The 18788-nt window shown below is 72.0% G+C and carries 17 protein-coding genes and 2 riboswitches; of the genes, 10 read left to right on the top strand and 7 right to left on the bottom strand.

All coding sequences use genetic code 11. The annotated features are described in order from the left end of the window. Nucleotides 1-175: 175 nt before the first annotated feature. Nucleotides 176-1426: an Ig-like domain-containing protein gene (locus tag ACIA8O_RS06130; RefSeq protein ID WP_396292356.1), complete on the top strand. Its 1251-nt coding sequence runs from the start codon at nucleotides 176-178 to the stop codon at nucleotides 1424-1426. A 144-nt stretch (nucleotides 1427-1570) separates the two neighbouring features. On the opposite strand, the gene ACIA8O_RS06125 is transcribed toward ACIA8O_RS06130, so the two are convergent. The 5 genes from ACIA8O_RS06125 to ACIA8O_RS06105 all read right to left on the bottom strand — a co-directional run bounded on the left by ACIA8O_RS06125 (nucleotide 1571) and on the right by ACIA8O_RS06105 (nucleotide 6324). Beyond that, nucleotides 1571-1933, bottom strand: coding sequence for a GntR family transcriptional regulator (locus tag ACIA8O_RS06125; RefSeq protein WP_396292355.1), 363 nt, complete (start codon nucleotides 1931-1933; stop codon nucleotides 1571-1573). A 103-nt stretch (nucleotides 1934-2036) separates the two neighbouring features. Then, nucleotides 2037-3689 (bottom strand): cytochrome bc complex cytochrome b subunit, encoded by a 1653-nt coding sequence (locus tag ACIA8O_RS06120; RefSeq protein WP_396292354.1) that lies wholly within the window; start codon nucleotides 3687-3689, stop codon nucleotides 2037-2039. Next, nucleotides 3686-4753, bottom strand: a complete 1068-nt coding sequence (locus ACIA8O_RS06115; protein WP_396292353.1) for a Rieske 2Fe-2S domain-containing protein — start codon at nucleotides 4751-4753, stop codon at nucleotides 3686-3688. The genes ACIA8O_RS06120 and ACIA8O_RS06115 overlap by 4 nt, the downstream gene beginning before the upstream one ends. Next, nucleotides 4750-5559, bottom strand: coding sequence for a c-type cytochrome (locus ACIA8O_RS06110; RefSeq protein ID WP_396292352.1), 810 nt, complete (start codon nucleotides 5557-5559; stop codon nucleotides 4750-4752). The genes ACIA8O_RS06115 and ACIA8O_RS06110 overlap by 4 nt, the downstream gene beginning before the upstream one ends. Nucleotides 5560-5703: 144 nt before the next feature. Beyond that, complete coding sequence (locus ACIA8O_RS06105; protein ID WP_396292351.1) at nucleotides 5704-6324, bottom strand: heme-copper oxidase subunit III; 621 nt, start codon at nucleotides 6322-6324, stop codon at nucleotides 5704-5706. A gap of 438 nt (nucleotides 6325-6762) precedes the next feature. Between ACIA8O_RS06105 and ACIA8O_RS06100 the strand changes: the two genes are divergently transcribed. The 3 genes from ACIA8O_RS06100 to ACIA8O_RS06090 all read left to right on the top strand — a co-directional run bounded on the left by ACIA8O_RS06100 (nucleotide 6763) and on the right by ACIA8O_RS06090 (nucleotide 10046). Beyond that, the gene (locus ACIA8O_RS06100) at nucleotides 6763-7182 is read left to right on the top strand and encodes a hypothetical protein (protein WP_396292350.1); all 420 of its coding nucleotides are present in this window, start codon (nucleotides 6763-6765) and stop codon (nucleotides 7180-7182) included. A 187-nt stretch (nucleotides 7183-7369) separates the two neighbouring features. Beyond that, complete coding sequence (gene trpD, locus ACIA8O_RS06095; RefSeq protein WP_396292349.1) at nucleotides 7370-8401, top strand: anthranilate phosphoribosyltransferase; 1032 nt, start codon at nucleotides 7370-7372, stop codon at nucleotides 8399-8401. A 112-nt stretch (nucleotides 8402-8513) separates the two neighbouring features. Next, nucleotides 8514-8631: riboswitch (SAM riboswitch) on the top strand. Between the two features lie 53 nt (nucleotides 8632-8684). Beyond that, entirely contained in the window at nucleotides 8685-10046 is a 1362-nt protein-coding gene (locus ACIA8O_RS06090; protein WP_396292348.1) for an aminotransferase class V-fold PLP-dependent enzyme, read from the top strand. A 162-nt stretch (nucleotides 10047-10208) separates the two neighbouring features. Here the strand turns inward: ACIA8O_RS06090 and ACIA8O_RS06085 are convergent, their stop codons facing one another. Both ACIA8O_RS06085 and ACIA8O_RS06080 read right to left on the bottom strand, forming a co-directional pair. Beyond that, nucleotides 10209-10487, bottom strand: a complete 279-nt coding sequence (locus tag ACIA8O_RS06085) for an Lrp/AsnC family transcriptional regulator (protein ID WP_396292347.1) — start codon at nucleotides 10485-10487, stop codon at nucleotides 10209-10211. Then, nucleotides 10484-11281 carry a rhomboid family intramembrane serine protease gene (locus ACIA8O_RS06080; RefSeq protein WP_396292346.1) on the bottom strand — a complete coding sequence of 266 codons (798 nt, stop codon included), beginning with the start codon at nucleotides 11279-11281 and terminating at the stop codon, nucleotides 10484-10486. Before ACIA8O_RS06080 ends, ACIA8O_RS06085 begins: the two co-directional genes overlap by 4 nt. Before the next feature lie 182 nt (nucleotides 11282-11463). On the opposite strand from ACIA8O_RS06080, the gene ACIA8O_RS06075 reads away from it, so the two are divergent. The 6 genes from ACIA8O_RS06075 (at nucleotide 11464) to ACIA8O_RS06050 (ending at nucleotide 18778) form a co-directional block, all read left to right on the top strand. Then, the gene (locus ACIA8O_RS06075; RefSeq protein WP_345279823.1) at nucleotides 11464-11727 is read left to right on the top strand and encodes a hypothetical protein; all 264 of its coding nucleotides are present in this window, start codon (nucleotides 11464-11466) and stop codon (nucleotides 11725-11727) included. Nucleotides 11728-11960: 233 nt separating this feature from the next. Further along, nucleotides 11961-13361: an NYN domain-containing protein gene (locus tag ACIA8O_RS06070; protein WP_396292345.1), complete on the top strand. Its 1401-nt coding sequence runs from the start codon at nucleotides 11961-11963 to the stop codon at nucleotides 13359-13361. A 195-nt stretch (nucleotides 13362-13556) separates the two neighbouring features. After that, on the top strand, nucleotides 13557-14588 hold the full coding sequence (locus ACIA8O_RS06065) for an NlpC/P60 family protein (RefSeq protein ID WP_396292344.1): 1032 nt from the start codon (nucleotides 13557-13559) through the stop codon (nucleotides 14586-14588). 371 nt (nucleotides 14589-14959) lie between these two features. Further along, nucleotides 14960-15121: riboswitch (cyclic di-AMP (ydaO/yuaA leader) on the top strand. A 61-nt stretch (nucleotides 15122-15182) separates the two neighbouring features. Continuing rightward, nucleotides 15183-16247: an NlpC/P60 family protein gene (locus ACIA8O_RS06060; protein WP_396292343.1), complete on the top strand. Its 1065-nt coding sequence runs from the start codon at nucleotides 15183-15185 to the stop codon at nucleotides 16245-16247. Nucleotides 16248-16469: 222 nt separating this feature from the next. Further along, nucleotides 16470-17525, top strand: a complete 1056-nt coding sequence (locus ACIA8O_RS06055; RefSeq protein ID WP_396292342.1) for an NlpC/P60 family protein — start codon at nucleotides 16470-16472, stop codon at nucleotides 17523-17525. Next, nucleotides 17522-18778 carry a hypothetical protein gene (locus ACIA8O_RS06050; protein ID WP_396292341.1) on the top strand — a complete coding sequence of 419 codons (1257 nt, stop codon included), beginning with the start codon at nucleotides 17522-17524 and terminating at the stop codon, nucleotides 18776-18778. Before ACIA8O_RS06055 ends, ACIA8O_RS06050 begins: the two co-directional genes overlap by 4 nt. The last annotated feature ends 10 nt before the right edge of the window (nucleotides 18779-18788 follow it).

Genomic DNA, 18788 nt, shown 5'->3' with positions numbered 1-18788 from the left:
CGGCCGGACATCCCTGACGGGGTGTCCGGCCGTCCGGCGTTCCCGCACCCCGCTGCGGCTCACCGGGTGGTGCGTTCACCCGCCCGGGCGCACGCCGGTGGTGTTGGAGGTGCCCGCTCCGGTCGGCTGTTCCTACGATCTGATACGTCGTCGGATCACCCACCAGGAGGCAGCCGTGAAGACCAAGCACGGACTCGCGGCGGCAGCGGCGCTGGCCCTCCTGGCCGGATGCTCCGGAGGGGGAGGGGGCGGAGGCCCGGCCGAGACCGCCGTGGGGCCCGCCGAGCCGGTGGACATCACCTCCCTGGTGCGCCTCTCCGCCACCGGCGAGACCGACCCCGGCCAGCCCGTCACCGTCTCCGCCGAACAGGGCGGCCTGCTCACCGACGTGACGGTGATCGGCGCCGACGGACGGCTGCTCCCCGGCGAACTGACGGCCGACCAGCGCAGCTGGCGCTCGACCGGCCCGCTGCGGGCCGGCAGCACGTACCGCGTCCTGGTCCTCGCCGACGACGGCAAGGGCGGCCGCGGCGGCACCACCCGGCAGTTCACCACCGCCCCCGCCACCCACCTGCTCACCGCCGAGCTCGGCCCCGACTCCTCCGGCAGCGGGATCTACGGCGTCGGCCAGCCGCTCACCGTGAAGCTCTCCGAGAAGGTCGAGGACCCGGCGGCCCGTCAGGAGGTCGAGCGCGGCCTCCGGGTGGTCTCCGAGCCCGCCACCACCGGCGCCTGGTACTGGGTCGACTCCAGGACCCTGCACTTCCGCCCCAAGGAGTACTGGCCCGCCAACGCCACCGTCCGCCTCACCTACGACAACCAGGGCCGACACGTCGCCGGCGACCTGTACGGCGGCGAGACGGTCACCAGGACGCTGCGGACGGGGGACCGGGTGGAGGTCACCGTGGACGCGGGCACGCACTATCTGACGTACCGGCGCAACGGCGTCGAGGAGCGGTCCATCCCGATCACCACCGGCAAGCCCGGCTTCTCCACCCGCAACGGCGTCAAGGTGGTGCTCGGCCAGGAGTCACTGGTGCGGATGAACGGCGAGTCGATCGGCATCCGCGAGGGCAGCAGCGAGGCCTACGACCTCCAGGTGAAGTGGGCCACCCGGGTCACCTGGAGCGGCGAGTACGTGCACGCCGCCCCGTGGTCGGTCGGCTCCCAGGGCCGCGAGAACGTCAGCCACGGCTGCACCGGCATGAGCACCGAGAACGCCAAGTGGTTCTACGAGCAGACCCGGATCGGCGACGTCGTCCAGGTCGTCAACAGCCGAGGCGACGACATGGAGCCCTTCGGCAACGGCTTCGGCGACTGGAACGTCCACTGGGACCAGTACGTCCAGCACTCCGCCCTCGGCAAGCCCGTCTCCACGGCGGCCCCGACGACGCAGGTCGCCGGCGCAGCGCCGCAGATCGGCTGACCCGGGTAGCGCCCCGCAGGGGCGCGGGGAACTGCGCGCTGGGGAACGGCAGCACGTGCAACTGGCTGACGGTGCTTCAGTTGCCGGTGGGCCGCCTTCCGGTTCGCGCAGTTCCCCGCGCCCCCAAAGGTGTGACCACTTCCGTCAGTAGGCCACGTCGAGTGCGTTGGTGACCGCGGCGAGGGCCTCTGCCTGGGTGAGCCCCAGCCGGGAGACCCGCTGGGCGTAGTCCGCGGCGGCCGCCGCGGCGAGTTTGTGGGCGGTGTCGCCGGTGGCGGCGATGAGGGTGCCGCGTCGTCCGTGGGTCTCGACCACCCCGTCCGCCTCCAGTTCGCGGTAGGCCCGGGCCACCGTGTTGGCGGCGAGGCCGAGCTCCTCGGCCAGGGCCCGGACGGTGGGGAGCTTCAGGCCGGCCGCCAGGGCCCCGCTGCGGGCCTGTTCGGCGATCTGGAGGCGTACCTGCTCGTAGGGGGGAGTGGCCGACTGGTGGTCGACGGACAGCTGCACGTGGTCTCCTGACGGTTCGTTGGCCCCATTCTGCCGGAAAGGCCGATGGCCCCCACCGCGGAAGCGGTGGGGGCCATCGGCTGTGGCGTTGCTACGGGTGAGATCAGTGGTGGCCGTGGCCGCTGGTGATCTCGTGGTGCTCCTCGGCGGTGGGCTTGGGGATCTGGCTGCCCTCGCCGTAGAAGCCCTTGGAGAGCTTCGAGCGGGTCTTGGCGAGGACGCCGACCTTGCGCTTGACGCCGTTTTCGTCCACCTCGGCCGGCAGCTCGATCGGCTGCGGCTGCTCGTGCGCGGTGATCTTGTGCAGCTCGCCCTGCGGGAGCTGCGCGTGGACCTCGACGAACTCACCGTGCGGCAGGCGCTTGATGATGCCGGTCTCGCGACCGTGCAGCACCTTCTCCTTGTCGCGGCGCTGGAGGCCGAGGCACCAGCGCTTGGTGACGATGAACGTGATCACCGGGACGACGAAGAAGCCCACCCGGACGAAGTACGTGATGTCGTTGATCGAGAGGTGGAAGTGCGTGGCGAACAGGTCGTTGCCACCACCGATCAGCAGCACCAGGTAGAGGCTGATCCAGGCCGCGCCGAAGGCGGTGCGGACGGGAGCGTTGCGCGGGCGGTCCAGGATGTGGTGCTCGCGCTTGTCACCGGTGACCCAGCTCTCGATGAACGGGTAGACGGCGATGGCGACCAGGACCAGCGGGAAGATCATCAGCGGGATGAACACGCCGAGGTTCAGCGTGTGGCCCCACAGGCCGATCTCCCAGCCCGGCATGACGCGGATCAGGCCCTCGGAGAAGCCCATGTACCAGTCGGGCTGGGCGTCGGTCGACACCTGGTCCGGACGGTACGGGCCGTACGCCCAGATCGGGTTGATCGTGGCGATCGCCGAGATGGCGGAGATGATGCCGAAGACCAGGAAGAAGAAACCACCGGCCTTGGCCATGTAGACCGGCATCAGCGGCATGCCGACGACGTTCTGCTCGGTCTTGCCCGGGCCCGCCCACTGGGTGTGCTTGTGGTAGAAGACCAGGATCAGGTGCGCGACCAGCAGGCCGAGCATGATGCCCGGCAGCAGCAGGACGTGGATGGTGAAGAACCGCGGCACGATGTCGGTGCCGGGGAACTCGCCGCCGAACAGGAACATCTGGATGTAGGTGCCGACCAGCGGCACCGCCAGGACGGCGCCCTCCATGAACCGGATACCGGTGCCCGAGAGCAGGTCGTCGGGGAGCGAGTAGCCCATGAACCCGTCGAACATGCCCAGGAACAGGAGGAGGAAGCCGAAGACCCAGTTGACCTCGCGCGGCTTGCGGAACGCGCCGGTGAAGAAGACGCGCATCATGTGCACGAGCATCGCGGCGACGAACACCAGCGCGGCCCAGTGGTGGATCTGACGGATCAGCAGACCACCGCGGACCTCGAAGGAGATGTCCAGGGTCGAGGCGTAGGCCTCGGACATCCTGATCCCCTGCAGCGGGGCGTAGGAGCCGTGGTACACGGTCTCGCCCATGCTCGGGGTGAAGAACAGGGTGAGGTAGACACCCGTCAGGATGATGATGATGAAGGTGTAGAGGCAGATCTCGCCCAGCATGAAGGACCAGTGGTCCGGGAAGATCTTCCGCAGGTTGGCCTTGGCCAGGCTGTAGATGCCCAGCCGGCCGTCGGCCCAGTCCGCCGCCGCCTCGTACTTGTTGGCGGGCTTGGCACGGGTGCTGGCCGGCTTGGCGGCACCCGAGGTGCTGCTCGTGCTCATCGGCTGCGCTCCCAGTAGCTCGGGCCGACGGGCTCGTCGAAGTCGCCGGTGGCGACCAGGTAGCCCGCTTCGTCAACGGTGATCTTCAGCTGCGGCAGGGGGTGGCCGGCCGGGCCGAAGATGACGCGCGCGCCGTCCGCCAGGTCGAAGGTCGACTGGTGGCAGGGGCAGAGCGCGTGGTGGGTCTGCTGCTCGTACAGGCTGATCGGGCAGCCGACGTGGGTGCAGATCTTCGAGTAGGCGAGGATGCCCTCGAAGCCCTTCTCCTTCGACTTCTCGTCCTTGAGGTCGCCGGGGGCGATCCGGACGAGCATCAGCGCGTCCTTGGCGATCTGGACCTGGAAGTCGTGGTCGTCCTCCTCGAGGCCTTCCGGCTTCGCGAAGGTGAGCGAGCCGACGATGACGTCCTCGGGCTTCATCGGCTCGTTGGTGTTCATGTTGATCAGCTGGAGCGGCTTGGCCTTGGTGGCCTCGCGCCAGCCGGTGTGCTCCAGCTTGTCCTCGGGCAGCGGCCCGAGGTCGCGCAGCAGCACCACGCCGGAGAGCGGCACCAGGGCCATCGAACCGATCAGGGTGTTGCGGAGCAGCTTGCGACGGCCGAAGCCGGACTCGGCGGCACCCGTCTTGAACTGCTCGATGACGTCGGCGCGGACCTCGTCGGAGGCCTCGATCGGGTGGCGCTCGGCCGGGATCTCGTGGTCCGACATCAGGGTGCGGGCCCAGTGGACCGCACCCGCACCGATGCAGAACAGCGCGACGCCGAGGGTCAGGCCGAGCGCGAAGTTCAGCGCGCTGACGTGACCGATCGGGAAGATGTAGACGATCTTGTCGATCGGGAAGATCACGAAGGACGCGATGAACCCGATGGTCGACAGCATCGACAGGATGAACAGCATCGCGACCTGGCGCTCGGCCCGCTTGGCGGCCCGCTCGTCGATGTCGGTGCGACGCGGCTCGTGGGCCGGCAGGCCCGGGTCGGCGAACGGGTCGCCGTGCGTGGCGACCGCGGTGCCGTGGGAGTCGTGCGACTCCGGCAGGTTGTCCTTGGACATGTCGTGGCTCATGACTTCTTGGCCTTGGTGGTGTGGGCGGCGACCCAGATCGCGACCGCGATGAGCGTGCCGAGGCCGAAGATCCAGCCGAACAGGCCCTCGGTCACCGGACCGAGGCTGCCCAGGGTCAGGCCGCCGGGGTTGGGCTCGTCGTTGGTGGTGTGGCGGACGAAGGCCACGATCTGCTTCTTCTGCTCCTCGGGCATGGTGCTGTCCGGGAAGGAGGGCATGTTCTGCGGGCCGGTCTGCATGGCCTCGTAGATGTGCTTGGCCTCCACGCCTTCGAGCGACGGGGCGTACTTACCCCGCGTCAGGGCACCACCCTGGCCGGCGAAGTTGTGGCACTGGGCGCAGTTGGTCCGGAACAGCTCGCCGCCCTTGGCGACGTCGTCCGGGTTGGTGGAGGTGTACTGCTCCTCGACCGGGGTGACCGGGCCGGGGCCGAGCGAGGCCACGAAGGCGGCCATCCGGTCGATCTCGGGCTGGGTGTAGATGACCTTCTTCTTCGGCACCTGCGCACCGGGCTGCTGGGCCGGCATGCGGCCGGTGCCCACCTGGAAGTCGACCGCGGCGGCGCCGACGCCGACCAGGCTCGGACCGTCCGAGGTGCCCTCGCCGTTGAGGCCGTGGCAGGAGGAGCAGCCGACGGCGAAGAGCTTCTTGCCCTCATCGATCGCGAGCGACTGCGCCGAGGTGTCGGCCTGCGCCTTCTCGGCGGGCGCGAACGCGGCGTACAGTCCCCCGGTTGCCGCCAGGGCGAAGATTAGGACGAGCAGCGCCGCCAGTGGGTGGCGCCGTCGTGCTGAGAGCTTTTTCACGGATTTAACCCCGGGGTCAGGATCTGGTCGGCTGGATGGGCGTGCCCCGCGCGGCCCGTTCTGCTCGGGTGCTGCGGGGCCGCGCGCGGTCGGTCGGTGCGGTCAGTCGGCTCCGGCCGGCGGCCAGCGACCTGATCTAGCTGGTTACTTGATCAGGTAGATGGTCGCGAACAGGCCGATCCACACGACGTCGACGAAGTGCCAGTAGTACGACACCACGATCGCGGCGGTGGCCTGCTCGTGCGTGAACCGCTTGGCTGCGTACGTCCGTGCCAGGACCAGCAGGAACGCGATCAGACCACCCGTCACGTGAAGGCCGTGGAAGCCGGTGGTCAGGTAGAACACCGTGCCGTACGGGTCCGAGGACAGCGAGAGGCCGTCCTTCTTGACCAGCTCGGTGTACTCGAAGATCTGACCGCCGATGAAGATCGCGCCCATCACGAAGGTGATGACGAACCACGAGCGGAGCTTCTTCACGTCACCGCGCTCGGCGGCGAAGACGCCGAGCTGGCAGGTGAGGGAGGAGAGCACCAGGATCGTGGTGTTCACCGAGGAGAAGGGCACGTTCAGTGCGTGAGCCTTCTCGCTCCAGAACTCTGCGCCCTTGACCGAGCGGAGGGTGAAGTACATCGCGAACAGGGCCGCGAAGAACATCAGCTCCGAGCTCAGCCAGACGATGGTTCCGACGCTGACGAGGTTCGGCCTGTTGACCGCTCCGTGCGCGTGTCCGGTTTCTGTTGCTGTTGCTGTCGCCACGACGGACATTATGTCGGTCCCTTATTCCGTCTTCACGCCGGGGGGTCCACCTCGGAGTGTCCGGTGCGTGCGGTATGCCCCGATGGCAGCCGACGGGGCGTCGGAGAGCCCCTCCACCGGCCCGGTGTCCGTTTTCTGATGGTTCATCGGAAGGCGCCGACACCCGTTCGCCCCGCGTGTCGCTCCCGGCCTCCTGACGGTCCGTCGGCTAGGGGCGCCCGCTCCCTCCGCCGTCCGGGTGGACTCGGCCCACCGGGTGACGTTCCGTCGCCCGAGCGGGTGAGCCGTCGGGAGGCTCGTCCCGGCGAGATCGTGCGAGGGGCTCACCACGGACGGTGCGCCGGAGTAGCATCCGGAAGTGAACGTGGTCCGGATCACATCCGGGCCCGGTCGAGCCGACGCGCGCGTACCACCCATATAAGAGGACGAGCACCGGGAGCAGGGCCCATGGCGCACACGACGGACGAGACGCTCACCGTGCTCGTCTACAGCGACGATCGCAACACCCGCGAGCAGGTCACCCTTGCCCTCGGCCGCCGCCCCGCCGCCGACCTCCCCGAGGTCGAGGTCCACGAGTGCGCGACGGTGCCGGCCGTCCTGCGCGCCCTGGAGAAGGGCGGCATCGACCTCTGCGTCCTCGACGGCGAGGCCGTCCCGGCCGGCGGCCTCGGCGTGGCCCGCCAGATCAAGGACGAGATCTACGGCTGCCCGCCGGTCCTCGTCCTCATCGGCCGCCCCCAGGACTCCTGGCTCGCCGCCTGGTCCCGCGCCGACGCCGCCATCGCCCACCCCGTCGACCCGGTCCCCTTCGCCGAGTCCGCCGCCACCCTGCTGCGGGCCCGGGTCGCCCGGCGCACCCCCGCGTAGCCCGCGCAGCGGGCTAGCAGGGGCGCGGGGAACTGCGCGACCAACCACTCGCGACGCCCGCTCCGGCACTGACGTCCCGTCAACCCCACGGCGGCCGTCTCACAGGGAAGAACAACACCGCATCAGCGGTCGGCACCTCGCTAGGCTGGCTCCAGTCCACGTCACGTACGAAGAACTGGAGCAAGCCATGGCCCGCACCTGGCCCGACCTGTTGAGCGCACTGCTCGCCGGTGAGAACCTCACCCAGGCCGACGCCGCCTGGGCCATGGACCGGATCATGAGCGGCGAGGCCACCCCGGTCCAGGTGGCCGGCTTCGTGGTGGCGCTCCGCGCCAAGGGCGAGACCGTCGACGAGATCGCCGGCCTGGTCGACTCGATGTACGCCCACGCCGTCCAACTCACGATCCCCGGACCGGCGGTGGACATCGTCGGCACCGGCGGCGACCGCGCCAAGACGGTGAACATCTCCACCATGTCGGCCATCGTGGCCGCGGCCGCCGGCGCCAAGGTGGTGAAGCACGGCAACCGCGCCGCCTCCTCCGCGAGCGGCGCCACCGACGTGCTGGAGCAGCTCGGCGTCAGCCCGGAGGTCCCGCCGTACCGGGTGGCCGAGATCGCCGAGGAGGTCGGCCTGACCTTCTGCCCGGCCCCGGTCTTCCACCCCGCGATGCGGCACGCGGCCCCGGCCCGCCGTGACCTCGGGGTGCCGACCGCCTTCAACATCCTCGGCCCGCTGACCAACCCGGCCCGGGTGACCGCTCACGCGATCGGCTGCTTCGACACCCGCCTCGCCGGGCTGATCGCCGGCGTGCTGGCCCGCCGCGGCGCCAGCGCGCTGGTCTTCCGGGGTGACGACGGCCTGGACGAGCTGACCATCTCCACCACCTCGCACGTCTGGACGGTGAAGGACGGTCAGGTCACCGAGACCACCTTCGACCCGCGCGAGGTCGGCATCGAGCTGGTCGGCATCGAGGCGCTGCGCGGTGGCGACCCGGCCTTCAATGCGGCGGTGGTCCGCCGCCTGCTGGCGGGCGAGCACGGCCCGGTCCGGGACGCGGTGCTGCTCAACTCCGCCGCCGCCCTGACCGCCCTGGACCTCACCGACGCCCCGCTCGCGGAGCAGCTGAAGGCCGGGATGGCCCGGGCCGCCGAGGCCATCGACTCGGGTGCCGCGGAGACCCTGCTGAAGAACTGGGCGGACGCCACCGTCCGTTCCTGACGGGTGAGTTGGAGGCCCGGGCCACGGCCCGGGCCTTCCGCACGTCCGGGTGCGTCCAGATAGTGGAAGCCTGTTTGACCACTCCTCGGAAGCCGCTCTAGAGTTCACGACAGGTCATGAGTGACAGCGACAAGCCCCAGCTTGCTGTCCGGCAACCCTCCGTCCGTGGCGGGGTGCCCTGGGTGAGGACCGGGCACTGCGGCGATCCGTCCGCAGCGCAAGCGCGGACGTCGGCGGCACAGCTGCACCCCGAGGTCCCGGACCTTCAGAGGAGTGCACCCCCATGTCCGTCGCCACCTTCACCTGCGCCCCGCTCCCCGTCCTCGGCCACGACGTCCAGGTCCCGCTGGCCTCCGGCGAGAAGGTCACCTACGCCGCCCTCGACTACGCGGCCAGCTCCCCGGCCCTCCAGCGGGTCTGGGACGACGTCGCCGCCTACGCCCCGTACTACGGCTCGGTGCACCGCGGCGCCGGCTACCTCTCCCAGCTCTCCACCGACCTGTTCGAGCAGAGCCGCCGCACCGTCGAGGAGTTCCTCGACCTGCGCGAGGGCGACCAGGTGGTCTTCACCCGCGCCACCACCGACTCGCTCAACCTGCTGGCCTCCGCCGTCCCGGCCGGCACCGAGGTCTTCGCCTTCGAGACCGAGCACCACGCCTCGCTGCTGCCCTGGGCGCACAACGGCCTGAAGGTCACCTACCTGCGCGCCCCCGGCTCGCACGCCGAGGCGGTCGAGGCCTTCGAACTGGCCCTCCGCCGGCAGCCCGCCGAGCACCGCCTGCTCTGCGTCACCGGCGCCTCCAACGTCACCGGCGAGCTCTGGCCGATCGCCGAACTCACCGAGGTCGCCCACCGCCACGGCGCCCGGGTAGTCCTGGACGCCGCCCAGCTGGCCCCGCACCACCGGGTCTCGGTCCGCGAGCTGGACGTCGACTGGATCGCCTTCTCCGGCCACAAGCTCTACGCCCCCTTCGGCGCCGGCGTCCTGGCCGGGCGCGCCGACTGGCTGGACGCGGCCGAGCCGTACCTGGCCGGCGGCGGCGCCAGCCGCACCGTCGCCCGCGAGGCGGACGGCTCCGTCGCCGTCGAGTGGCAGACCGGCCCGGCCCGCCACGAGGCCGGCTCCCCGAACGTGATCGGCGCCTACGCCATCGCCTCCGCCTGCCGGGCCCTGACCGAGGCCGGCTTCGACGCGCTGGAGGCCCGCGAGCAGGAGCTGATCGCCCGTCTGAAGGCCGGTCTGGCCGGGATCCCCGAGGTCCGGGTGCTCAGCCTGTTCGGCGAGGACGCCGCGCGGGTGGGCGTGCTCTCCTTCGTGGTGCAGGGCTGGAACAGCTCGCACTTCTCCGCCGCGCTGTCCGCGGAGTACGGCATCGGCGTCCGCGACGGCCTGTTCTGCGCGCACCCGCTGGTGCGGACCCTGCTCGGCGGCGAGGAGGCCGCGCCCTCCGAGTGCGGCGCCCCCGAGCCGTCGCTGCCGGGCGAGCGCAGCCTCAACGCCATCCGCGTCTCCTTCGGCGCCGGCACCCCGGACGAGCACCTGGACCGCTTCCTGGCGGCCGTCCGGGAGCTCGTCTCCGACGGGGCGGCCTGGACCTACCGCAACGAGGGCGGCCGCTGCGTCGCCGACTCCCGTCGCGGCTGAGGCAGGACGCCCGGCAGGGCAGCACCCCAGGGGCGCGGGGAACTGCGCGCGGGGGAACGGCAGCACGTGCAACCGGCTGACGTGCCCTCAGTTGCAGGTGGGCCGCCTTCCGATTCGCGCAGTTCCTCGCGCCCCTGGGGCCTACGGCCCCGAGGGCGCGCCCTAGTCGAGGCCGAGGGCGAAGGCGGCTTCGAGGTCGTGCTTGGAGTAGGTGCGGAAGGCGATCTGGGTCTCGGTGTGCTCGACGCCGGGGATCTTGTTGACGCGGGCCGGGATGACGGCGGCGAGGTCGTCGTGGTGGCGGACCCGGACCATGGCGACGAGGTCGTAGCCGCCGGTCACGGAGTAGACCTCGCTGACGCCCTCGATGGCCGCGATCTCCTCGGCGATCTCGGGGATCCGGTCGACGCTGGTCCTGATGAGCACGATCGCGGTGATCACTCTGAAGCTCCTGTCCGTTGGTTCCGGGCCAGCGTAACGGCCGCCCAGGTGCCCAGGTACCCGGCGGCGAAACCGATGACGTGGACCGCGTAGGCGACCCCCGTCCCCTCCTGGCGGACCGAGAGCCACTGGAGCAGGAACCAGAGCCCGAGCACCAGCCAGGCCGGGAACCGCAGCGGCAGGAAGAGCAGCGCCGGCACCAGCGTGGTGACCCGGGCCCTCGGGTACAGCCGCAGGTAGGCGCCGAGCACCCCGGCGATCGCCCCCGAGGCCCCGACCAGGGCCCGCACCGACTCGGGGCCGCCGGCCTGGGCGAGTGCCCAGCCGTAGGTGGCGAGGTGACCGACCGTCAGGTACCCCAGCAGGAAGCGGACCCGCCCGAACCGCTGCTCCACCCCCGGACCGAAGACGAAGAGGAAGAGCAGGTTGCCCAGCAGGTGCGCCCACCCGGCGTGCACGAAGAGCGCGGTCAGGGCCGAGAGCAGCGGCAGCTTGTGCGGCGTCGGCACCAGCGGCGGACAGTCCGCCAGGGCGGGTGGCAGCCGCCGGAGCTGGTCCTGCGTCAGCGGACGGTTCGCCAGCAGCTCGGCGGGGACGGCACCCCAGCGCTGCTCGTAGCGCTGTTCGGCGCAGACCCGGGCCGGGCCGCTGCCGTAGCGGGGGTTGAGGCCGGAGCTGGGGGAGACCAGCAGGACCAGCAGGCTGAGCCCGATCAGCGTCCAGGTGACCACGGGGGGCCGTTCCGGCGGCCGGAGGTCGCGGGTGCCGGGCGGGTCCAGGACGGGGGTGGCCATGGGTGCAGGCATTCCTCCGTACCCCGCCGGGCACACCCGGGCCTGCTGCATGTGGGGGACCCGGAAGCCGTCCGACCGGATCGCGGACGGGCGGTCCGCCGGCACCCTGCCAGGCAATAGGCTTGGCCCCCCGGACCCTGGGTGACCGCCGATCGTGCGGCACCAACGAGAGGACTTGGCACATGACCATCGCGCTCCCCACCGCCGAGACCCGCTGGCGCTGCACGCTCTGCGGCAACCTGACCCGCTTCGACGTGACCCGCTCCGCCCGCACGGTGGAGTTCCTCCACTTCGACCTGGCCGGCGAGTCCAAGGTGGAGGAGACCGAGGTGCTCGCCGAGACCGTGGAGTCGGTCCGCTGCCGCTGGTGCAACGCGGTCGACCAGGTCGAACTGGTGGCCCGTCCGGGTGCGGAGGACGCCGCCGCGGAGCAGCAGGACTCCTGAGTCGCGGGGTGCCCCGGCCGGCCCGGAGTGTGGCGCGGTTCGGGCCGGGGCACGGTACCCGCGACAATTGCAGAGAGCGGTGTGTTTGAGGGCAGCGGCAACCGGCCGTGCGGACCCCGCGCAGCAGGATCGGAGCCGAGGACGTGGTGGACGCAGCCAGGGGGACAGCCGAACCGCAGGGGCAGCGACCCCCGGCGGAGCCGGCCCCTGCGGCCGCCGCGCCCCGGAACACCGTGAGCGGGCACCCCAGCACCGAGGACCCCGCCGCCGAAGCACCTGCCCACGAGCAGCCCGCCGCCGAGGAGTCCGCCGACGAGCAGCCGGCCGAGCAGCTCGGCCGCCCGCTCCCGGAGGGCGTCCGCCACCGCGTGGTGGGCATCGCCGCCGACGCCCTCGGCGGTCTCCCGGCCGGTGAACTCCCGTCCTCGCTGCGGCAGTACGCCAAGTTCACCCCCGCCCGCCGGGCCAAGTACGCGGGCACCGCGCTGGCCGCCGCGCTGGAGGCGGAGCCCGCCTTCCGGCAGCGGATAGCCGATCGTCTGCGGCTGGGGCAGCCGGATCTGGTGAAGGCCCTGGAGTCCGGCAGCGTGCCGGGCGCGGCCGATCCGATGGACGTGGCGGCCGCCGCCTACCTGGTCCGCCCGGCCGGCTGGGCCGCGTTGGTGGCGGAGGCCGGGGAGCAGGCCGAGCGGGCCGGTGCCGAGGGCGCGGCCGCGGAGGCCGGGCGGCTGGTGGAGAAGCTCCAGGAGGAGTTGGCCGAGGCGCGCGCGCAGGGCCGGGCCGAGCTGGACCGGCAGCGGGCCGAGGGCGAGGGCGTCCGGCGCGAGGCGGAGTCGCTGCGCAAGAAGGTGCGGAGCCTGGAGAGCGACACCCGGCGGGCCCAGGCCGAGGTGCGCAAGGCCCAGGCGGAGCTGGCCGAGGCGAAGGCCGCCGCGGCCACCGAGCTGAGTACGGCCGAGGCGGAGGCCCGGCGGCTGCGCCACCGGATCACCGAGCTGGAGGGCGCGCTGGAGACCGGCCGCCGGTCGGCCCGGGAGGGCCGCAGCGTGGAGGACATGCGGCTGCGGCTGCTGCTGGACACGGTGCTGCAGTCGGCGCAGGGGCTCCAGCGCGAACTGGCGCTGCCGGTGACCGGCCTGCACCCGGCCGACCTGGTGGACGCGGTGGTGCCGGGCTCGGCCTCGCCGCACGACGTGGCCCGGCGGGCGCTGGCCGAGGACGATCCGGCGCTGCTGGACCAGCTGCTGGCGATCCCTCAGGTCCACCTGGTGGTGGACGGCTACAACGTGACGAAGACCGGGTACCCGACGCTGCCGCTGGAGCAGCAGCGGATGCGGCTGCTGGGCGGGCTGGCGATGCTGGCCCAGCGCAGCCAGGCCGAGGTGACCTGCGTCTTCGACGGCCAGGACTTGGACGCACCGGTCATCATGGCCCCGCCGCGCGGGGTGCGGGTGCGGTTCAGCCGGACCGGCGAGACGGCGGACGAGCTGATCCGCCGTCTGGTGCGGGCGGAGCCGCAGGGGCGTGCGGTGGTGGTGGTCTCCACCGACAAGGAAGTGGCGGACGGCGTGAAGAAGGCGGGGGCGCGCCCGGTCTCCTCGATGCTGCTGCTCCGGCGGCTGTCCAGGCCGTGAACTCTTCTGACCCCAGGTCAGGGGAGAGTGGCGCGTTTGTGTCCGTACCGTGAAAGCCGCCGTGCGTAGGGAAGTTCGTCCCGGTAGGGGAGTGGCGCGACGAGCCCTGACTCACTAGGGTCAGGCGTCAAACCTATTTTCTGGACTACCGCCCGAACGGGTGAGCGTCCAGGAGTGCTGAAGGAGTTCGTCACCTTGGCTTCCCACCGCCGTCCCAAGCAGCCGAGCCGCGCACGGGTCTCCGTGCTCACCGCCGCCGCTGCGACCGCGGTCGCGCTCTCCGCGCAGGCCGGTGCCTACGCGGCCCCCGCGAAGCCGACCAAGGACGAGGTCAAGGCGCAGGTCGACAAGCTCTACGAAGAGGGCGAGCAGGCCGCCGAGCGCTACAACGGCGCCAAGGAGCGGGCCGACCAGCTGCACAAGCAGGCCGACCAGCTGCAGGACCAGGTGGCCCGCGGCCAGGAGCAGATGACCCAGCTGCAGACCGGCCTGGCCGCCGTGGCGGCGGAGGAGTACCGCAACGGCGGCGTCGACCCGTCGGTGGCGCTGATGCTCGCCTCCGACCCGGACGGCTACCTGAGCAAGGCGTCCAGCGCCGACCAGGTCAACCAGACCCAGGCGCAGACCCTGCGCTCGCTCCAGGAGCAGCAGCGTCGGCTGGACCAGCAGAAGGCCGAGGCCGCCTCGGTGCTGGCCGAGCTGGACCGCAACACCAAGGCGCTGAACGACTCCAAGGTCGAGGTCCAGCGCAAGCTGCAGGAGGCCAAGGACCTCCTCAACCAGCTGAGCGCCGCCGACCGCGCCGCCATCACCACCGGCGACCGCTCCTCCCGCGGCGCCACCCGGGTGGACCCGAGCACCCTGCCGCAGGCCGCCGGCTACGCGGGCGTGGCGATGAACGCCGCGCTCAGCAAGCAGGGCCGCGCGTACGTCTGGGGCGCCACCGGCCCGAACAACTTCGACTGCTCCGGCCTGATGGTCTGGGCCTACGCGCAGGCCGGCGTCTCGCTGCCGCGCACCTCGCAGTCGCAGGCCACCGTCGGCACCAACGTCGGCAAGGACGTCGCCAACGCGCAGCCGGGCGACCTGATCATCTATCACAGCGACGCCCACCACGTCGGCATGTACATCGGCAACGGCATGATGGTGCACGCGCCGCGCACCGGTGACGTGGTCAAGGTGGCCCGCGCCGACGTGATGCCGATCAAGACCATCCGCCGCGTCTGACGCTCGCTCAGCCGAGCACGGCATAACGGACATCTGGTGCGCCACGGGGCAACTGACGCCGCGTGACACGCCCGGGCCCGCCGGAATCCCGCTGTGATGTGGGACACCTCCGGCGGGCCCTCCGTCGTCCCGGGGCGGCCAAATGTCGGCGCACCGTGCATTCGTGATCACGCTCGGTCGCAATCACAAATGCACTTGGACTTTCTTCCGCCTTTTTTCTTACAAGGATTTGAACCGATCACGGTTGGGTTACTAGGGTCCTTGTCGAACCACCGCACTGTCGATCGTCCAGCCTGGACGGCGGCGGTGGTTACCGCCGAGTTCGAGACGCAGCGGGGCAGGGACAGTTGACTGCCCGACAGGGGAACCCCGAGGGGTGGCTGCCGATCGGAGCCGGGGAACCACGTTCCTCGGGGTGAATCGGCGTCAGGCCGGCCGGGCCGTCGCGAGACGGTGCGGGGGTGAGACGTCGTAGGGCTACCTTCCAGCCCGAACCCGTCAGCTCACCCGGTAGGCGGACGTAGGAAGAAGGAGTCCGCCTTCGTGGCGTCCCATCGTCGTCCCAAGCCTGCCAGTCGTACCCGCGTCTCGATCATGACGGCCGCCGCGGCCGCCGCCGTGGTCCTCTCCAGCCAGACCGGAGCGCACGCCGACCCGCAGCCCTCCAAGGACGAGGTCAAGAGCCAGATCGACCAGCTCAACGAGCAGGCCGAGGTCACGACCGAGCAGTACAACGCGAACACCGAGAAGCAGCAGGCCCTGCAGACCCAGGTCGGCCACCTCCAGGACGAGGTGGCGCGCGGCCAGGAGCAGGTGAACGCGCTCCAGGCGAGCCTCGGTGAGATCGCCGCCGAGCAGTACCGCAGCGGTGGGATATCGCCGACCGTGCAGCTGATGCTCTCCAGCAGCCCGGACGCCTTCCTCGGCCAGGCCGGCGCCATCAACCAGGTCGGCGTCTCGCAGGCCGACGCGCTGAAGCAGCTGAAGACCGAGCAGGACAAGCTCGACCGTCAGAAGGCCGAGACCGAGGGCAAGCTGGCCGATCTGGAGAAGACCAGCCAGCAGCTGAAGGCCCAGAAGGAAGACGTCCAAGGCAAGCTGGCGAAGGCCCAGGCCCTCTTCGACTCGCTGGACGCGGCCGAGAAGCAGAAGATCCGCGAGGCCGAGGAGAAGGCCGCCGCCGAGGCGACCGCCAAGGCCGCCGCCGCGAAGGCCTCCAAGCCGCAGTCCTCCGCCCCCGCCGGTGGCGGCGACGCGCGGGCCTCCCGCTCGGAGAGCCGCACCGACCTCAGCAGCGTCCCGGCCGGCTCCTACGCCGCGACCGTGATCGCCGCCGCCGAGGCGCAGATCGGCAAGCCCTACGGCTGGGGCGCCACCGGCCCGAGCGCCTTCGACTGCTCCGGCCTGATGGTCTGGGCGTTCAACAAGGCCGGCATCTCGCTGCCGCGCACCTCGCAGTCGCAGGCCGGCGCCGGCACCAACATCGGCACCAACATCGCCGACGCCAAGCCCGGCGACCTGATCATCTACTACGGCGACCGCCACCACGTCGGTCTCTACGTCGGCGGCGGCCAGATCGTGCACGCCCCGCGCACCGGCACCCTGGTCCGGCACGAGTCCGCCACGGTGATGCCGATCAACGCGATCGTCCGGGTCTGACCCACCCGAACGTCCTACACGCCGCAGGCCCGGCCCCGTGCCGGGCCTGCGGCGTTTCCCGACGGTGGATCAGCTGTCCGATTAGTGGTCAAATATTCGTCCCTGTAGGGGTTTGGACTAGATCGCCGCGACTCGCTAACGTCTGCCCCCGGACCTCCGTCAGGACGCCCGCCCGTCCGGGCGGCGGCGGTGGCCCGGCCGCAGCCCTTAGGAGCCGCCGCCGTGTCTCGTTCCCCCCTGCCGGCCGCCCGCCGGCTGACCCGGGCGCTGGTGCTGACCGCCGCCGCCACCACGGTGCTCGGCGTCGCGGCGGCCGGGGGCGCGGCCGCCGCCCCCGGTGCCCCGGCCGAGCCGACCTCCCGCAAGGACGTCAAGGCCCAGGTCGACCAGATCTACCAGGAGACCGAGCAGGCCTCCGAGCGCGCCAACGCCGCCCAGGAGCAGCAGCGCGTCCTCCAGGCCGAGACCGGCGCCCTCCAGGACCAGGTGGCCGCCGCCCAGGAGGAGCTCAACCGGCTGCGCTCCGACCTCGGTTCGGTGGCCGCCGCCCAGTACCGGGCCGGGGGCATCGACCCGGCGGTCCAGCTGATGCTGGACTCCGACCCGGCCGGCTACCTCTACCGGGCCCGCACCCTGGACCAGGTGAGCGAACGGCAGAACGACACCCTGCGCCAGGTGATCGACCGTCAGCGCCGCCTGGACCAGCGCCGCGCCGAGACCTCCGCCAAGCTGGCCGAGCTGGAGTCGGTGCGGCGCACCCTGGCGGAGAGCAAGCAGGAGATCCGCCAGCGCCTGGCCAAGGCCCAGCGGCTGCTCAACAGCCTGGGCACGGCCGAACGGGCCCGGCTCCAGGCCGACGACGCCCGGGACGCCGAGCGCCGCGCCGCCCGCGGCGGCGAGCGGGTCGACCTCGGCAACCTCCCGGCCGCCTCCGACCGGGCCGCCGCCGCGCTGGCCGCCGCCGCGAGCAAGATCGGCTCGCCCTACGTCTACGGATCGACCGGCCCCCGCACCTTCGACTGCTCGGGTCTGATGTACTGGAGCTGGCGGCAGGCCGGAGTGACCCTGCCGCGGACCTCGCAGCAGCAAGCCAACGCGGGCCGGCGGATCAGCCTGGCCGACGCCCGCCCGGGAGACCTGGTGATCTTCTACAGGGACATGCACCACGTCGGCATGTACGCCGGCGGCGGTGTCGTGGTGCACGCGCCCTACCCCGGCGCCCGGGTGCGCTACGAGAGCGTCAACGCGATGCCCGTCACCGGAGTCGTCCGGGTATGAGACCGACCGGTGGCCGGAGCGCGTCCGGCTCCGCCCCGCCGCTCTCCCGCCGTGCCGCGCTGCTGCTGGCCGCCGCCGGTCTGGTGCAGCTCTCCCCGCCCCGGGGCCGGACGGGCGTCCCGGTGCTCACCGGGCCGACGGCCGCCGCCACCGTGCCCGCCGTCCGGCCGGAGCTGGAGGAGCTGCTGGCCGGCCGTGCCCGGGCACTGCTGCGCCGGGACGCCGCCGCGCTGCCCGCGGGGGAGGCCGGGCAGGCCCCGCTGCGCCGGCTCGCCGACCTGCCGCTGGCCGAACTCTCCTACCGCGTCACCGAGTTCACCGAGCCCGCGGGCACCAGCGTGACGCTCGCGGCCGAGCTCGGCTGGCGGGTCGCCGAGTACGACGAGTACCCGGCGGTGCTGCGGCGCCGGCTCTCCTTCGAACGGGCCGCCGAGGGCTGGCACCTGACGCAGGAGCAGCCCGAGGGCCCCGTCGCGCCCTGGGACCTCGGCCCGGTCTCCGTGGTGCGCGGGAAGCACTGCCTGGTCCTCGGCCAGGCCGCCCCCGCCGAGCTGGCCCGGACGGCGGCCGCCGCCGACCAGGCGGTGCCGCTGGTCGGGGAGGTCTGGGGCGCGGGCTGGCCGGGGAAGCTGCTGATCGGACACCCGGCCACCGCCGAGCAGTTCGACCGGCTGCTCGGCACGCCCGCCGGCCAGTACGCCGGGATAGCCGCCGTCACCACCGCGGCCGCCGGGGCCCCGGTGCGGACCCCGGCCGACCGGATCCTGATCAACCCCCAGGCCTACGCCGGGCTGAGCGACCTCGGCCGCCGGGTGGTCACCGTGCACGAGGCCACCCACGTGGCGACCCGGGCCGACACCAAGCCGTGGACCCCGCTCTGGCTCTCCGAGGGCGTGGCCGACCACACCGGCTACCGGGGCACCAACCGCACCCCGCAGCAGATCGCCCCCGAACTGGCCAGGGCGGCCGCGGCCCCGGGCTTCTCCCCGAGGCTGCCCGCCGACACCGACTTCACGGCCGGCGCGGCCGGGATCGCGCTGGCCTACGAACTCGCCTGGTCCGCCTGCGACCTGATGGCCCGCCGCTTCGGCGAGCGCCGCCTGGTCGCCTTCTACCGCGCCACCGCGGCGGCCGGCCCGGTCACCACCCGCGAGGAGTGGCTGGACGGCCTGCTGCGGAGCACCTACGGCCTCGGCCTGGACGAGTTCACCCGCCTGTGGGCCGACGACCTGCACCAGCGCTTCGCGCACTGACCGGCCGCCC

Source organism: Kitasatospora sp. NPDC051853 (assembly GCF_044452665.1).
Classification (GTDB): domain Bacteria; phylum Actinomycetota; class Actinomycetes; order Streptomycetales; family Streptomycetaceae; genus Kitasatospora.
The sequence above is the reverse complement of the archived record's forward strand: the minus strand, read 5'-3'. Positions and strand labels throughout refer to the sequence as shown.

Excerpts from the sequence above, each read along its gene's own strand:
- ACIA8O_RS06105 (WP_396292351.1), bottom strand. The coding sequence starts at position 6,324 with ATGTCCGTCGTGGCGACAGCAACAGCAACAGAAACCGGACACGCGCAC.
- ACIA8O_RS06115 (WP_396292353.1), bottom strand. The coding sequence starts at position 4,753 with ATGAGCCACGACATGTCCAAGGACAACCTGCCGGAGTCGCACGACTCC.
- ACIA8O_RS06120 (WP_396292354.1), bottom strand. The coding sequence starts at position 3,689 with ATGAGCACGAGCAGCACCTCGGGTGCCGCCAAGCCGGCCAGCACCCGT.
- ACIA8O_RS06080 (WP_396292346.1), bottom strand. The coding sequence starts at position 11,281 with ATGGCCACCCCCGTCCTGGACCCGCCCGGCACCCGCGACCTCCGGCCG.
- ACIA8O_RS06090 (WP_396292348.1), top strand. The coding sequence starts at position 8,685 with ATGTCCGTCGCCACCTTCACCTGCGCCCCGCTCCCCGTCCTCGGCCAC.
- ACIA8O_RS06075 (WP_345279823.1), top strand. The coding sequence starts at position 11,464 with ATGACCATCGCGCTCCCCACCGCCGAGACCCGCTGGCGCTGCACGCTC.
- ACIA8O_RS06050 (WP_396292341.1), top strand. The coding sequence starts at position 17,522 with ATGAGACCGACCGGTGGCCGGAGCGCGTCCGGCTCCGCCCCGCCGCTC.
- ACIA8O_RS06060 (WP_396292343.1), top strand. The coding sequence starts at position 15,183 with ATGACGGCCGCCGCGGCCGCCGCCGTGGTCCTCTCCAGCCAGACCGGA.
- trpD (WP_396292349.1), top strand. The coding sequence starts at position 7,370 with ATGGCCCGCACCTGGCCCGACCTGTTGAGCGCACTGCTCGCCGGTGAG.
- ACIA8O_RS06100 (WP_396292350.1), top strand. The coding sequence starts at position 6,763 with ATGGCGCACACGACGGACGAGACGCTCACCGTGCTCGTCTACAGCGAC.